Here is a 13,923-nt window from a genome sequence, read left to right on the forward strand (position 1 = left end):
CCGTCTCACGGTTTTTCTTCCTTCCTAAATCCAACCGCCCCTTGGGACCGCGAGCGAAGATAACTTCCCAATCGAGATGTGCATTGATCTATCGCAAGATATGCTAGAGCAGTATCCGACCTGAATGAATCTGAAGGGATTCCCGAATCGGGCTTGAGGTGATTCAAACTGTCTGCCGGAGCAAGGAGGCCGGCAGGCATGTCGAAAGCCTTGTCTCTCGATCTTCGGGTTCGTGTACTGTCCGCGGTTGCGCAGGGTCTAAGCCATCGCGAAGCCGGCGCGCGGTTCGCGGTCAGCGCATCGAGCGTCAGCCGCTGGCGAAAGCTTGCGCGGGAACGGGGTGACGCGCGTCCGAAGGCGCTCGGCGGGGATCGTCGGTCGGGCCGGATCGACGCCCATAAGGACACAGTCCTCTGCGTGCTCGAGGCGACGCCCGACATCACCATCGAGGAGTTACGCCAAACGCTGGCGGACAAGGGGCTTGTCGTCGGCTATGGCACGATCCGCCGCTTCTTCGCGCGTCATGCGATCACGCGCAAAAAAAGACTGCGCACGCCAGCGAGCAGGATCGCCCCGACGTCCTGAAACGGCGCGAGGACTGGTTCGACGGGCAGATCGATCTCGACCCTGACCGCCTCGTCTTCATCGACGAGACCTGGGCCTCGACGAAGATGGCCCGCACGCATGGCCGTTGCCGGCGCGGCGAACGCCTGCGCGTCGGCGTGCCCCATGGCCACTGGAAGACCACGACTTTTGTCGCCGCCCTCACGACGCGCGGCATGATCGCGCCGTGGGTGCTGGACGGGCCGATCAACCGCGACGCTTTCGAGACCTATGTCGACAAGGCCCTCGTTCCAGACCTGCGGCCGGGCGACATCGTCGTCATGGACAATCTGTCGAGCCATAAGGGGCCAAGAGTGCGGGAGATGATCGCGGCGGCGGACGCCAGCCTTCTCTACCTGCCGCCTTACAGTCCGGACTTCAACCCGATCGAGAATGCCTTCTCCAAGCTGAAGGCTCATCTGCGTAAGGCTGCCGAGCGAACCGTCGGCGGCCTCTGGGACGCCATCGGCCGCATCATCGATCTGTTCGCTCCAGCGGAATGCAAAAACTACTTCGCCGCCGCAGGATACGATGCAACATGATCGGCTATTGCTCTAGCCGACGCAGCAGAGGCTCAGGTGTTACAAACCAAGGCTTGCGCACCATGGTTTCGGGCAGGCTCCAACAGGTCCAATGCAAGGCTCCTCGCCTCGAGCATTTTGCCGTCGTTGCCCGCGATGACCACGTTGATCATTTGCGAGGGTGGGAAGTCGCCAATTTTCACACGCGTGAAATCCTCGGTGCGGCCGGTTCCGCCGCGTTCCGACAGGACAGGCAGTGTCTTGCCGGTTTGTAATGCAAGATGCACGCCCAGTGCCGCGTCCCCGGCCTCACGGAGGCGCTTGGCTCTGGCCTTTATGACCTCCCCCGCGACGGGCGGCATTTTTGCGGCGGGGGTTCCGGGCCGGGCGGAAAAGGGAAAGACATGAAGATGCGTCAGGTCGCAATCCGCAATGAGTTGCAGCGTATTTTCGAACATGGCGTCCGTCTCGGTCGGAAAGCCCGCGATGACATCGGCGCCAAACACGATTTGCGGCCGCAGTTGGCGGAGTTCGGAGCAAAACCGGACTGCATCGGCGCGGGAGTGGCGCCGCTTCATGCGCTTCAAAATCATATCGTCGCCCGATTGCAGCGACAGATGCAGATGCGGCATGAGGCGCGGCTCATGAGCGAAAGCGTCAATGAGATCTGCGTCCGCCTCGATGCAATCGATCGACGATAGCCGCAGCCGTTCGAGTTTTGGCGCGGCGCGCAGGATGGATATGACAAGTTGCCCTAGGGATGGGGCGCCGCATAAATCCGTGCCATAGGACGTCAGATCGACGCCAGTGAGGACGATTTCGCAAAAGCCCTTGTCCGCCAGACGCCGCGCGGCGGACGCAATATCCTCCATCGGCACCGAGCGTGAAGGGCCACGCCCAAAGGGAATGACGCAAAAGGTGCAGCGGTGATCGCAGCCCGTCTGCACCGCGAGAAAGGCGCGGGTATGATCCTCGACGCCCTCGCTCAACACATGCGGCGCCGTCTTCGCCGTCATGATTTCGGAGACGCTGCTCCGGCCAAGGTCGGCCCAACTCTCTGGCGAGGTTTTTTCCGCATTGCCGATGACCTGGGACACTTCCGGCATGGCGGCGAAACGCGCGGAGTCGATTTGCGCCGCACAGCCGGTGACGGCGATCTCGGCGCCGGGCCGCTCGCGCTTGATGCGGCGGATCGCTTGGCGGGCCTGCCGCGCCGCCTCCGCCGTGACCGCGCAGCTGTTGATGATGACGAGGTTGCTGCGTCCTTGGGCGAGCGCGGCGCGGCGCATGGCTTCCGACTCGACCAGATTGAGGCGGCAGCCGAAGGTTAGGACTTCGACAGCTGGCGGTTCGCGGGCCGGTTGGGTCACGCCGCGATGTCCTTGAAGAGATTAGGATCGAGCCGGGTCTCGAATTCAAATTCGACCGGCCCGGTCATTAGAACATGCTCATCGCTCTGCCGCCATTCGATGTCGAGATCGCCGCCGGGTAGGCTAACGGTGGCGCGCCGGTCCGTGAGGCCCTTGCGAACCGCCGCGACCAATGCGGCGCAGGCCGCCGAGCCGCAGGCGCGGGTCAAGCCGGTGCCGCGCTCCCAAACTTTGAGCGCGATGTGGGTGCGGGAGATGACATGAGCGAGCGAGATATTGGCGCGCTCGGGAAAGATGGGATGATGTTCGAGCAATGGGCCGATTTTGCCAAGATCATAGGCCTCGATATCATCGACCCAGAAAATCGCATGCGGATTGCCCATGTTGACGGCTGACGGCGTGTGCAAGATGGGGGCATCGATCGGCCCGATCTGCAATTCGATGGTGCGCGTGTCATGAAATGGATCGCGAAGCGGGATTTCATTCCAGGCGAGGCGCGCGCGGCCCATATCGACGCTGAAAACCGTTTCGGCCTTGCGCTGGCATTCGAGCCGGGCGGCGGCAGTCTCCAAGACAAGCTTTTCGCGCGGCGTTCCCCGCAACAGGATAAAGGCGACGCAGCGTGTCCCATTGCCGCAACTCTCGGCCTGCGAACCATCCCTGTTATAGATCGTCATATAGGCATCGGTGCCCGTGGAGCGCGGCTCGTGTAGCACCATGAGCTGATCGAAGGCGAGGCCGTCGCCCCTTGCGATCGCGCGCGCCTCGGCGCCGCTCACGGTCAAGCCCGTACCGCGCAGATCGAGAACGGCGATTTCGTTGCCGATCCCATTCAATTTTGCGGCATGCCTATTGGCGAGGGGGCTCATGATCGATATCCATTTGTCCGCTGACTTGCGGGAATCGGTAGCGGAACGCCGCCCTCCATGGCAAGTCGTCAAAATCAGCCTTGACCGGGGCCGGTCGAGTCCTCGTCCGAAGCAGGGCGGCAAGACCGGCATATCCGTTGCAAGTTCATGATATAGAAACTTTCAGGCTGCGGCGCGTTTTCTCGCCGCGTCCTTGCCCTTTTGTTCCTGAATGGGGGTCGTCCCGCCCCAGCCGCCACCCGCATATATTCAACGTGTTGAAGAATGTTCCGAAAGTCGATCCACTTTTTTGGAACATGCTTGAGCGCGAGACCAAATTCCATAAAATTCCGGAGCCGCACATGAGGATAGGCAAAATTACGCGCTTGCCGGCCGCCGCCCTGGTCTTCGGCCTTGTTCTGGCGATGGCGGCAATACAGCCGGTACCCGCCCTGGCGCAGACCGATGCGCCGGCGGCGGGGGATCCGGCGCCGCCCGCGCCTGGCGCGGCGCCGCCCGCGTCCTCCGACACCGACTCCAAACCTCCGCCGGGAGTTCCAAACGATTCATCAGCCGTGACCCTCGACCTCAAGGCACGCCGGGTCGCCTATGCCAGCGCCAGCGCGGAATGGGCGGATGGCTTCAAAACCGTGATGGGAGAGATCGCCAAAGTCAACGCGGCGATCAAAAAGGCCGGGTTGGCGCCAGCTGGGCACCCATTTGCTCTGTTTTTGGCGACGGACGACAAAAGCTTTCAGTTCGAGGCGATGGTGCCGCTGGATGGCAGTCCCGAGGTCAAGGATCTCTCCGATGGAATCAAAATCGGGGAGTCGCCCGCCGGCAAGGCGATCAAATTTCTACATCGGGGCTCCTATGACGATATCGATTCGACTTATGATCTCATCACCGCCTTTCTCGATGAAAAAGGCCTCGAATCGCAAAATCGCTTCATCGAGGAATATCTGACCGATACGGCGGAGCCGGACGACGCGAATCTCGAAGCCGATATCTATGTGTTTATCAAATAGTCTTGCTTGGTACGTGCCCCCGATTCCGATTCCGAACCCCGCTGTCTTGTGCGTGACTGGTTGATTTTATTCGATGGAGCCCAAAATGGTCCGCCGCCATCCAGTGATCTTCATCCTTGTCTTGTTCTTTTTACTCTTCGTATCATCGGAAATATATTTGCGTTACGCCGGGTTCGCGTCCTATCCGGTGTATGATATCGATGCGCAGATAAAGTATATACCGGCGGCGAATCAGCACGGAAGTTTCCTCAACCATAGCGCCTGGTATTTCAATAATAGGCATATGGGAAACATCGCTGACTGGAACCCCGCGAAACATCCAAATATTCTCTTGGTCGGGAACAGTATTGTCCTTGGCGGCAATCCGTTTAATCATCCAGATAAGATCGGGCCGCTGCTGGAAAAGGATTTGGGCGGCCGCTACACCGTGTGGTCGGCAGCGGCGGGCGGCTGGTCCAATGTCAATGAACTCACCTATCTCGACCGCAACGCGGACGTTGTCCGGAACGCCGACGAGGTGATCATCGAATATATGGACGGCGGCCTCACCGCCCCGAGCGAGTGGCCGGGGTACTACGTTTTTCCGGATCAAAAGCCTTGGAGTTTGACTTTATACACTTTGCGCAAATATGCGCTGCCACGCCTGCTTCACATGTCTTCCACCTCTGATTTCGGGGCATTGCCGCCTACGGGACAGTTTGACGAGACGCAATTGCAGCGGTTTAAGGCGCGAGTGGACAGCCTCGCCAGGGAACACAAGCTTACAATTTTCTTCTATCCTACGGTCGCGGATCTGAGGAACAGGCCCAAATGGCTGGAGTCGACGGCGCCCCTATTGGAGCTATGTAAAACCACCCTGGCGAAATGTCTGGACATCGCGCAAGAACCGGCTTGGACTGAAAAGGCATATAGAAGCGACGGTATCCATCCAACACTGGAAGGAAACAAAATATTGGCATCCATTCTTGCCAAGACGGTGGACTAAGCTGATCCGGAATTATCGGCCGTTTCTTATTTTCTACGAGCCTTCCCAAAAGTCCGGGCGCGACTGCGCCAGCCTGCCGCCGATCCGCACGGGGGCGATTTTTGCAGCGAGGCCCGTGGCATCGATCTCGACTGCGACGCCGCAAAGGGTCGCTTGGCCAGCCGCTGGCTCGAAGCGGGTTACGGGAAGCTTGGTGGTGAACCGGCGCACCGGTTCCTCCTTTTCCATGCCAATGACGGAATCATAATCCCCGGTCATGCCGGCGTCGGTCACATAGGCCGTGCCATGCGGCAATATTTGGTGGTCGGCGGTCGGCACATGCGTATGGGTTCCGACGACGAGCGACACACGCCCATCGACGAAATGCGCGAAGGCTTGTTTTTCGCTCGAGGCCTCGGCGTGGAAATCGACAACCGAGGCATCGCAGCCAATTCCCAAGGGACAGGCCGCGATTTCATGCTCGATTGCGGCGAAGGGGTCATCCATCGCGTCCATGAAAATGCGGCCCATGAGATTCACGACAAGGACACGGGCGCCGGACGCGGTTTCGATGAGATTGGCGCCGCGGCCCGGTGTCCCGCGCGGATAGTTAAGGGGCCGGATGAGACGCGGCTGGCGGGCGATGAAAACCAGCGCCTCGCGCTGATCGAACGCATGATTGCCAAGGGTCACGCAATCGGCGCCCGCCGCAACGAAGTCGGCGCAAATCGTCTCGGTGATGCCAAAGCCGCCTGCCGCGTTTTCGCCATTGACGACCACGCAATCGAGCCCCCATGCGATGCGCAATTTGGGCAGCGTTTCCAGCAAAGCCGCGCGGCCCGCGCGGCCGACGATGTCACCAATGAACAGCAGCCGCATGCTACGGTCCGGCCCGGCAGTCAATCAATTCGAGCTCGGTGAGCACGTAATCGAGACTTTCGTCATAGGCGTCATGCGGAACTTCCGGGAACTCCTGGCTGGCATAGGCGATGCCCACGGCCCAAACTGCTTTCTCGGCACGCAACTTCGCCAGGGAGCGATCATAAAACCCCGCCCCATAGCCGATCCGGTGGCCGGCGCGATCAAACGCGGCCAAGGGCACGAACAAAAAATCCGGCGCCGCCTCGGGCGCCTCCGGCAAAGGTTCTTCGATTGCCATCTTTCCCTTCACGGTCGGCTCGCCATGGCGCCACAGCCGGAACACGAGGGGCGTTCCCACTCGGCCGGTCACTGGCAAGGCGGTCTTGATTCCTGCCGCAGCCAGTTTTTCGAGGAGTGGCAGCGGCGAGGGTTCGCCAGGAAGCGGAAAATAGGCTGAGACGATGGCGGGGTGCAACCTCTTGACGAGGGCGAGGCCTTCGACGGCGATGCGCTCCGCGAAGGCGGCGGCGGCGATGGGGATCACGTTACGCTGTGCGAGGGCTTTCGCGCGGAGGGCCGGTTTGGAAATTGGGAGGGACATCGAGAACCGGCCGGACGAGACATGCGCGGGGCCGCGATGGCCGTGGGATATCGATCCCGGGAACCTACAACGTAGGTGGGCGCCGTGTGGCCAAGCCCACGAGCGAGGCCAGGGACAGCTCCCTTTGAGATCGATAAGGCCCCGGGAATGCTGATCCAACACGCACCCCGCAGCTCCGCCAAGCCAATGTAAGGGGAGACAGGGCGAAAGGAAAGGCCTGCGCCAAAAACACAATAGATGGTTGCGGTTTCGCGGCCAAAGACGCATTTAGAGGCCAACATCTGGGAACGTTCGCCACGGGGAGAGCCGGAACATGGCAGGATTATTTGGCCGCAGCCGGAACGAGGGCGGCGCGCAAGGCGCCGGTCAAGCCGTTGAGGGCGCGGCGGCGACGGAGAAGAATGGGAGTCTCATCAAGGACGCCACCACGGCGAGTTTTAGCGCCGATGTGCTCGCGGAATCGGCGCGCCAGCCAGTTCTGGTCGATTTTTGGGCGCCCTGGTGTGGTCCCTGCAAACAGCTCGCCCCGGTTCTTGAAAAGGCAGTCAAGGCGGCCGGAGGCAAGGTGAAGCTCGTCAAGATGAACATTGACGAGCATCCGGACATTCCAGGCCGCCTTGGGGTTCGTTCCATTCCAGCGGTGATCGCCTTCCAGCGCGGGCAGCCGGTCGATGGATTTATGGGTGCGCTGCCGGAAAGAGAAGTCAAGGGCTTTATCGAGCGGCTTGCGGGACCGATCGCCGATGATGCCGATCGTCTGGCCGAAGCCGAGGCCCTGGTGGCCGCTGGCGACGTCGAGGGGGCGTCGGACCTATATACCGCGCTGCTCGCCGAAAACTCTGGAGATCCGGCTGCCGTGGCGGGGCTCGCGAAACTGTTCGTCTCGGCGGGGGACATCGAAAGCGCCAAAAAAGTGCTGGTCTCGGTGGCGCCTGGCGGCGAGCGGGATGCCGCGTTCATTGCCGCCAAGGCAGCGCTCGATCTTGCCGAACAAGCCGCGGACGTCGGGGATTCTTCTGAGCTGACGCAAAGGATCGCGGCCAATCCCGACGATCATCAGGCGCGGCTCGATTTCGCGACGCTTCTCAATGCGAAGAACCGGCGGGAGGAAGCGGCGGCCGAGTTGCTCGAGGTCATCAAACGCGACCGGGCCTGGAACGACGATGGCGCCCGCAAGCAATTGCTGCAATTTTTCGACGCGTGGGGACCAGCCGATCCGGCGACGATCGGCGCCCGGAAAAAGCTGTCGCTGCTGCTTTTTTCTTGATCAGCTGCCTCGATGGTGCGGACGACGGGAGTCGAACCCGTATGACCGAAGTCGAGGGATTTTAAGTCCCTTGCGTCTACCAGTTTCGCCACGTCCGCTTGCCGCTACCGGCTTTAACGGGGCTAGCAACAACCGGCAAGGGGTGCGCTGTTTGGTTTTTGTCGCCGCGTGCCATTGATGAGCCGGAAGCCGATGAATTTTAGAACGGAATTGCGATGATTTGGACGCCGCAGCAGGAAGCGGCGCTGAAATCCGTGGCCGCGTGGCTGAAACGCGGCGAGCCGCAATTGTTCCGGCTGTTTGGCTTTGCCGGAACGGGCAAGACCACGCTTGCGAAGCATATTGCCGCTGATGTCGATGGCGGGGTTGCTTTTGCCGCTTTCACGGGCAAGGCGGCACTCGTCATGCGGTCCAAGGGTTGCGGTGACGCCCGCACGATCCACAGTCTGATCTACCGCGCGCGCGAAACCGAGACACAAGAGCCGTCGTTCGTTCTCAACGAAGACAGCGCCGTGACGAAAGCGAGCCTCGTGATCGTCGATGAATGTTCGATGGTCGATGAGGATCTCGGCCGGGATCTTTTGTCATTCGGCAAGCCGGTGCTGGTGCTCGGTGATCCGGCGCAACTGCCTCCCGTGAAGGGCGGAGGATTTTTTACCGAAGGCGCGCCCGATGTGATGCTGACCGAGGTGCACCGGCAAGCGGTGGACAATCCGATCATCAAAATGTCGATGCTGGTGCGTGAAGGAGGGAGGCTTCCCCTCGGCACCTATGGTGAGAGCTGTGTCATCGAGCGGAGCGGCATCGATTCGGGTGCGGTGACCGCCGCCGATCAACTGCTTGTCGGCCTCAATCGCACCCGCCGATCCTACAACAGAAGAATGCGCGAACTCTTTGGCCATGCCGATGCCTTTCCGGCACCCGGCGACAAGCTGGTCTGTCTCAAGAACGACAAGACGAAGGGTCTTTTGAACGGCGGCGTTTGGCTTGTGAAAACTGCCGGGGCCACACGCAAGAAAAAGCTGTCCTTGCATGTTGTGCCGGAGGATGATCCCGCTCGCAAGCCGCTGCGCATCGGCGTCCTGCCTGAATTTTTTCAGGGGCTCGAGGACAGTCTCAGTCCCGCGGTCCGCAGGGAATCGGATGAATTCGATTATGGCTACGCGCTGACGGTGCACAAGGCGCAAGGGTCGCAATGGAACCAAGTGGTGTTATTTGACGAAAGTTTCGCTTTTCGCGAACATCGCAACCGCTGGCTCTACACCGGTATCACCCGCGCCGCCGAGCGGCTGACGGTCGTGGTGTGACAATGCCCACGCGGCGCTTGTTTTTGAACGGCATGGCCTCGGCGGCGTTCATCCGTACCAGTGGTGCCGCCACGCCTGTCGTGGTCAGCTCAAAACTTGATCTCGAAGGCGGACTGCTTGGCGAAATGATTTTGCTCGCGCTTGGGCAAGCCAAAATCGTGGCGGAAAACCGGTTGCGGCTTGGCCCGACGTCGATTTTGCGGGCCGCGCTTTTGAGCGGCGCGATCGACCTTTGTCCGGAATATACCGGCAATGCCGCGTTTTTCTTTCATGAAGATGGCGATCCTGTTTGGAAGAATGCTGCGGCCGGCTACGCACGGGCCGCGCAACGTGACTATGAAGAAAACCGCCTGGTGTGGCTTGCCCCTGCACCAGCCGACAACAGTTGGGTGATCGCGGTTCCAGCGGCGCTGGCGGAGAAGCAAAATCTTCGCACCATGGAGGATTTCGCGAGCTTTGTGCGGGACGGCAACCGTGTCAAGCTGGCCGCGTCGGCGGAATTTGTCGAGAGCAACGCTGGCCTTCCGGCCTTCGAGGCGAGCTACGGCTTCCGGCTTGAGGCGAGCCAGCTGCTGGTCCTCTCCGGCGGGGAAACCTCCGCCACCATCAAAGCGGCGGCGGACGGAATTTCGGGGGTCAATGCGGCGATGGCCTATGCGACAGATGGCGCACTCAAAGCGCTCGGTCTAGCGGCCCTTGAAGACACACGCCATGCACAGCCGGTCTATGCACCCGCGCCCGTGATACGCGAAGAAACTCTCGCAAGCTATCCTGAAATCCGTGGTATTCTGAAACCAGTTTTTGCGAAGCTCGACCTTGCGAGCCTGCGCGATTTGAACGAAAAAGTGGCCGTCGAAGGCGCGGAACCAGGCGCTGTGGCCCGCGAATTTTTCCGATTGCAAGGGCTCCTTCGATAGACCGTCAGGCGCTAGATGCGAACGCGGGATGGCTTGATGCCGAAACTGTTCGACCGCGTTCTTCTTACGCTCAGCTGCTTCGGCTTTGCCGGGATTTTGCTTGGGGGCTTTCTGAATTTTGCGCCGAACCGGCTCGCGCGTGGCGTTGCTTCCGCGATATGGCAAGCACCCCTCGTTGACGCGGCGGCTGCGATAGCTGGGCTTAGCGGACTGGCGCTTTTAAGTTTTGTTCCAGGCAACAAATGCCGCTCCATCGCAACAATCATCGCAGCAGCGTTGATCCTTTGGGGGACTCTTTCTGGCGCTGGTCATCTCGCGGCGTTGCTCATGCAAGCAGGACCTCCGGCGGCGCGGGCGTCGCTGGGACCCGCGTTCTGGATCTTGATCAGCGTCGCGCTTCTCGCGGTTGTCGATGTCATGCAAAGAGGCAGCTTCAGTTATCCTGCACGCGTTTGTGTTGGGGCGGTTCTATGTTCGGGATTCGCCGTGATGGTAGCGACGGGCGCGTTCGATCATCTGTCGCTCGCCAGGGAATTTTCGAATGCGCGGGGGCTATTTGTAACTGAGCTCTTGCGTCATGTCGGGCTTGTCGGTGCGGCGACACTCTTTTCACTGATGATCGGGGTGCCGCTCACTGTGCTTCTCTTGCGCAGGCAATCTGCATCCGGGTTCGTCTTTGCGAGCCTTAGCATTGTGCAAACGATTCCATCAATCGCACTTTTCGGTGTGCTGATTGCGCCAATGTCGAAATTGAGCGAATCGCTGCCTTTTCTGCGCGCACTGGGTATCAACGGAACCGGCCCGGCGCCGGCGATCATCGCCTTGACTCTCTATTCCCTGCTGCCGCTCGTGCGCGGCTTCTATACGGGATTTAGCGAAGTTGCCACTGACGTGAAGGAGGCGGCTGCCGCCATTGGTTTTGGTGCCCGCAAGATATTTTTCGAGGTCGAATTGCCGCTTGCACTGCCGGTGCTCATTTCCGGATTGCGTGTCGTGATGATCCAGGCGATCGGCTTGGCAAGTGTCGCGGCTTTGATCGGTGCGGGAGGTCTTGGAACATTTATCTTTCAGGGTATCGGCCAATATGCGCTTGATCTGGTTTTGGTAGGCGCCCTTCCGATTATTTTGCTGGCGCTTTTGGCGAATGTGATTTTTGACATGCTGTCGGCGCTTGCGAGGAAAAATCTGTGATCGAGCTGCGCAATGTGTGGAAGACTTTTGGCGGCGCGCCGGCGGTCTCCGATTTGTCACTCAAAATCGAGAGTGGCGCCTTTTTTGTCCTCGCCGGTCCCTCCGGCTGCGGCAAATCAACGGTGTTGCGGATGATCAATGCGCTGATTGCCCCCGACAAGGGAGACATCTTTGTGCGCGGCGAAAATGTTCAGGCGAATGATTTAGAAAAACTCCGGCGCGGCATCGGTTATGTGATCCAGTCCGCCGGGCTTTTTCCCCATTGGACGGTTGCCGATAATATACTGGCGGTGCCGCGTCTGCTCAAATGGAGCCCATCGCAATGTGCCGCTCGGCTCGATGAGGTCGCCGCTTTGCTGCGGATCGATTTGGCTTTGCTCAACCGCTACCCGAGGCAGTTGTCGGGCGGTCAGCAGCAACGCATCGGCATTGCCCGTGCGTTGGCCGCCGATCCCGATATGATCTTGATGGATGAACCGTTCGCGGCGCTCGATCCTGTGAGCCGGGCAGCACTACAAGACGAACTGCGCGCAATTCACGCTCGCGGCGGCAAGACGATTGTCTTTGTAACACATGATATGGACGAAGCCTTGCGGCTTGCCACGGGTATGGCGGTGATGCGAAATGGTCAACTCGTGCAGACAGGGGATCCGGCTTCGATCCTGCTTACACCGGCAGATGATTTCGTGCGGGAGTTTGTGGGGGGTGAAAATTTGCAGCTCCGCCTGCTTGACCTCATGCCAGTCCGTAAGCTTTTGAAACCCGGCAAGACACGGGCAATCGGGACCATTGCGGCAGACGCCAGTCTCAAAACGGCGCTGAACCTGATGCTGGCAAACCGGAGCTCTGTCCTTGGCGTCGAGGACACAAGAGGCGTCAAGCTCGGCGAAGTCACTTTAGATGATATTTTAGCGAGGCGCGATGGTGGTTGATCGCCGAGGGCTGCTCGCCATCGTGACCGGTCTCGCGCGCGGGCCTGGGCTCTGGCTGACGATTGCGCTGCTCTCCGCGATGTTTCTGATGCCCACGGCGGCGCCGCTCATGCGCTGGCTTTTTCCCGGCAATCCGCGTCCGGTTTATACGCGCGCCAACTTTTTTGAGCTGACACTGGCGCATGTGGAGCTGGCGGCGCTCTCAAGCCTTGCCGCCGCGGCGATCGGGATTGGCCTTGGCATATTCGTGACCCGCGAAAGTGGGCGCGAATTTGCCGCGATGGCGGGCGCGATCGCCGCCATCGGCCAGACTTTTCCTCCCGTCGCGGTGCTCGCGCTGACCATCCCGGTTTTGGGTTATGGCGCTGCCCCCGCACTCGTGGCGTTGTGTCTCTATGCGATTTTTCCAGTCATCGCGGCGACCATCACAGGTCTTGAGGCCGTGCCTTCGTCGGTTCGCGAAGCGGCACAGGGAATTGGCTTTTCTCCACGAGATGTCCTATTGAAAGTCGAATTGCCGCTCGCATTTCCCTTTATCCTCGCCGGGCTCCGCAATGCGGTGATCATCAACATCGGAACAGCGGCCATTGCCTCCGCCGCTGGTGCCTTGTCGCTCGGCTCGCCCATTATCGAAGGCCTTTCCGCGTCGAATCCAGCCTATGTTTTGGAGGGCGCGGCGGTGGTCGCGTTGCTCGCAATGGTGACGGATCGCGGCTTTGCGTGGATCGAGGATCGCGCCCGCAAAAGCAGCGGCAGACAACCGGGATAATCACGCACGCTTGTCCGGCCACTGGCACAAATCGGAAATGAGACAGCGCGGGCATTCCGGGCGCAGCGCCTTGCAGATGTAGCGGCCGTGCAGGATCAGCCAATGATGCGCGTGGCGTTTGTAGGCATCGGGAATGATTTTTTCCAGCCCAGTTTCAACCTCCAGCGGCGTCTTGCCCGGCGCCAGCGGAATCCGGTTCGAGACCCGGAAAACATGCGTGTCGACGGCGATCACTGGAACGCCAAATGCGATGTTCAAGACCACATTGGCAGTCTTGCGGCCAACTCCGGGAAGCGTTTCGAGCGCATCGCGGGTTCGCGGAACCTCGCCGTTGAAGTCCTTGAGAAGCCGCTCCGACAAGGCGATGACATTGCGTGCCTTGGCCCGGAAAAGACCGATCGTCTGAATCATAGCCCGGACTTTGTCCTCGCCGAGCGCCAACATTTTCTCCGGACTGTCGGCGCTGGCAAAGAGCGCGCGCGTTGCCTTGTTGACCCCGGTGTCGGTCGCCTGAGCCGAAAGCACGACCGCGACAAGAAGGGTGAACGGATTGATATAGGCGAGTTCTCCTTCCGGATGCGGGTTAGCGGCTTCGAAGCGCTGGAAAATTTCGGCGATTGTTGCCGAATTGGGTAGATTTTGCTGCGCCCGTGGCGTGTTGGGTCCCCGCTTGCCCGCTTTAGGCATCGCTGGGGGTGCCGCCTTGCGCGGCGTTCCGCCCCGCGCAGAAATTTTGGCCCGCGG

14 protein-coding genes, 1 tRNA gene and 1 other RNA gene are annotated in these 13,923 nt (G+C 60.3%); 9 read left to right on the top strand and 7 right to left on the bottom strand.

Annotated elements, in window-relative coordinates; translation table 11 throughout:
• Positions 1-198 precede the first annotated feature (198 nt).
• Positions 199-1,145, top strand: a protein-coding gene (locus tag QEV83_RS13370; protein ID WP_280128127.1) for an IS630 family transposase whose coding sequence is annotated in 2 segments (ribosomal slippage) — positions 199-535 and positions 535-1,145 — 948 coding nt in all. Because the reading frame shifts where the segments join, the coding sequence is not laid out codon by codon here.
• A 32-nt stretch (positions 1,146-1,177) separates the two neighbouring features.
• On the opposite strand, the gene mtaB is transcribed toward QEV83_RS13370, so the two are convergent.
• Complete coding sequence (mtaB, locus tag QEV83_RS13375) at positions 1,178-2,413, bottom strand: tRNA (N(6)-L-threonylcarbamoyladenosine(37)-C(2))-methylthiotransferase MtaB (RefSeq protein ID WP_280131062.1); 1,236 nt, start codon at positions 2,411-2,413, stop codon at positions 1,178-1,180.
• A 77-nt stretch (positions 2,414-2,490) separates the two neighbouring features.
• A complete protein-coding gene (dapF, locus tag QEV83_RS13380; RefSeq protein ID WP_280128216.1) occupies positions 2,491-3,363 on the bottom strand; it encodes a diaminopimelate epimerase in 873 nt (290 codons plus the stop codon).
• A 341-nt stretch (positions 3,364-3,704) separates the two neighbouring features.
• Here dapF and QEV83_RS13385 point away from each other — a divergent pair, with 341 nt between their 5' ends.
• Positions 3,705-4,370, top strand: a complete 666-nt coding sequence (locus tag QEV83_RS13385; RefSeq protein WP_280128217.1) for a GyrI-like domain-containing protein — start codon at positions 3,705-3,707, stop codon at positions 4,368-4,370.
• A gap of 85 nt (positions 4,371-4,455) precedes the next feature.
• A complete protein-coding gene (locus QEV83_RS13390; RefSeq protein ID WP_280128218.1) occupies positions 4,456-5,355 on the top strand; it encodes an SGNH/GDSL hydrolase family protein in 900 nt (299 codons plus the stop codon).
• A 33-nt stretch (positions 5,356-5,388) separates the two neighbouring features.
• Here the strand turns inward: QEV83_RS13390 and QEV83_RS13395 are convergent, their stop codons facing one another.
• The 3 genes from QEV83_RS13395 to ssrS form a co-directional block, all read right to left on the bottom strand.
• The gene (locus tag QEV83_RS13395; RefSeq protein ID WP_280128219.1) at positions 5,389-6,213 is read right to left on the bottom strand and encodes a TIGR00282 family metallophosphoesterase; all 825 of its coding nucleotides are present in this window, start codon (positions 6,211-6,213) and stop codon (positions 5,389-5,391) included.
• A 1-nt stretch (position 6,214) separates the two neighbouring features.
• On the bottom strand, positions 6,215-6,796 hold the full coding sequence (locus tag QEV83_RS13400) for a 5-formyltetrahydrofolate cyclo-ligase (protein ID WP_280128220.1): 582 nt from the start codon (positions 6,794-6,796) through the stop codon (positions 6,215-6,217).
• 24 nt (positions 6,797-6,820) lie between these two features.
• Positions 6,821-6,975, bottom strand: a non-coding RNA gene (gene ssrS / locus QEV83_RS13405) — 6S RNA.
• Positions 6,976-7,109: 134 nt separating this feature from the next.
• Here ssrS and trxA point away from each other — a divergent pair.
• A complete protein-coding gene (gene trxA / locus QEV83_RS13410) occupies positions 7,110-8,063 on the top strand; it encodes a thioredoxin (RefSeq protein ID WP_280128221.1) in 954 nt (317 codons plus the stop codon).
• A gap of 13 nt (positions 8,064-8,076) precedes the next feature.
• On the opposite strand, the gene QEV83_RS13415 is transcribed toward trxA, so the two are convergent.
• A tRNA-Leu gene (locus QEV83_RS13415) sits at positions 8,077-8,161 on the bottom strand.
• A 117-nt stretch (positions 8,162-8,278) separates the two neighbouring features.
• On the opposite strand from QEV83_RS13415, the gene QEV83_RS13420 reads away from it, so the two are divergent.
• Genes QEV83_RS13420 through QEV83_RS13440 form a run of 5 tightly spaced genes read left to right on the top strand, consistent with a single transcriptional unit; the run spans position 8,279 to position 13,179 of the window.
• On the top strand, positions 8,279-9,370 hold the full coding sequence (locus QEV83_RS13420) for an AAA family ATPase (RefSeq protein ID WP_280128222.1): 1,092 nt from the start codon (positions 8,279-8,281) through the stop codon (positions 9,368-9,370).
• Positions 9,371-9,372: 2 nt separating this feature from the next.
• The gene (locus QEV83_RS13425; protein ID WP_280128223.1) at positions 9,373-10,287 is read left to right on the top strand and encodes a glycine betaine ABC transporter substrate-binding protein; all 915 of its coding nucleotides are present in this window, start codon (positions 9,373-9,375) and stop codon (positions 10,285-10,287) included.
• A 36-nt stretch (positions 10,288-10,323) separates the two neighbouring features.
• Positions 10,324-11,478, top strand: coding sequence for an ABC transporter permease (locus tag QEV83_RS13430; protein ID WP_280128224.1), 1,155 nt, complete (start codon positions 10,324-10,326; stop codon positions 11,476-11,478).
• Positions 11,475-12,410 (top strand): ABC transporter ATP-binding protein, encoded by a 936-nt coding sequence (locus QEV83_RS13435; protein ID WP_280128225.1) that lies wholly within the window; start codon positions 11,475-11,477, stop codon positions 12,408-12,410. Before QEV83_RS13430 ends, QEV83_RS13435 begins: the two co-directional genes overlap by 4 nt.
• The gene (locus QEV83_RS13440) at positions 12,400-13,179 is read left to right on the top strand and encodes an ABC transporter permease (RefSeq protein ID WP_280128226.1); all 780 of its coding nucleotides are present in this window, start codon (positions 12,400-12,402) and stop codon (positions 13,177-13,179) included. Before QEV83_RS13435 ends, QEV83_RS13440 begins: the two co-directional genes overlap by 11 nt.
• On the opposite strand, the gene nth is transcribed toward QEV83_RS13440, so the two are convergent.
• Positions 13,180-13,866: an endonuclease III gene (gene nth, locus QEV83_RS13445; RefSeq protein ID WP_280128227.1), complete on the bottom strand. Its 687-nt coding sequence runs from the start codon at positions 13,864-13,866 to the stop codon at positions 13,180-13,182. It abuts the gene before it with no gap.
• Positions 13,867-13,923 lie beyond the last annotated feature (57 nt).

Source organism: Methylocapsa sp. D3K7 (genome assembly GCF_029855125.1).
Taxonomy (GTDB): Bacteria; Pseudomonadota; Alphaproteobacteria; order Rhizobiales; family Beijerinckiaceae; genus Methylocapsa.

What these genes read in the sequence shown, in the direction of transcription:
- mtaB (WP_280131062.1), bottom strand. Translation starts at nt 2,413, where the DNA reads ATGCGCCGCGCCGCGCTCGCCCAAGGACGCAGCAACCTCGTCATCATC.
- dapF (WP_280128216.1), bottom strand. Translation starts at nt 3,363, where the DNA reads ATGAGCCCCCTCGCCAATAGGCATGCCGCAAAATTGAATGGGATCGGC.
- QEV83_RS13385 (WP_280128217.1), top strand. Translation starts at nt 3,705, where the DNA reads ATGAGGATAGGCAAAATTACGCGCTTGCCGGCCGCCGCCCTGGTCTTC.
- QEV83_RS13390 (WP_280128218.1), top strand. Translation starts at nt 4,456, where the DNA reads ATGGTCCGCCGCCATCCAGTGATCTTCATCCTTGTCTTGTTCTTTTTA.
- QEV83_RS13395 (WP_280128219.1), bottom strand. Translation starts at nt 6,213, where the DNA reads ATGCGGCTGCTGTTCATTGGTGACATCGTCGGCCGCGCGGGCCGCGCG.
- QEV83_RS13400 (WP_280128220.1), bottom strand. Translation starts at nt 6,796, where the DNA reads ATGTCCCTCCCAATTTCCAAACCGGCCCTCCGCGCGAAAGCCCTCGCA.
- trxA (WP_280128221.1), top strand. Translation starts at nt 7,110, where the DNA reads ATGGCAGGATTATTTGGCCGCAGCCGGAACGAGGGCGGCGCGCAAGGC.
- QEV83_RS13420 (WP_280128222.1), top strand. Translation starts at nt 8,279, where the DNA reads ATGATTTGGACGCCGCAGCAGGAAGCGGCGCTGAAATCCGTGGCCGCG.
- QEV83_RS13425 (WP_280128223.1), top strand. Translation starts at nt 9,373, where the DNA reads ATGCCCACGCGGCGCTTGTTTTTGAACGGCATGGCCTCGGCGGCGTTC.
- QEV83_RS13430 (WP_280128224.1), top strand. Translation starts at nt 10,324, where the DNA reads ATGCCGAAACTGTTCGACCGCGTTCTTCTTACGCTCAGCTGCTTCGGC.
- QEV83_RS13440 (WP_280128226.1), top strand. Translation starts at nt 12,400, where the DNA reads ATGGTGGTTGATCGCCGAGGGCTGCTCGCCATCGTGACCGGTCTCGCG.
- nth (WP_280128227.1), bottom strand. Translation starts at nt 13,866, where the DNA reads ATGCCTAAAGCGGGCAAGCGGGGACCCAACACGCCACGGGCGCAGCAA.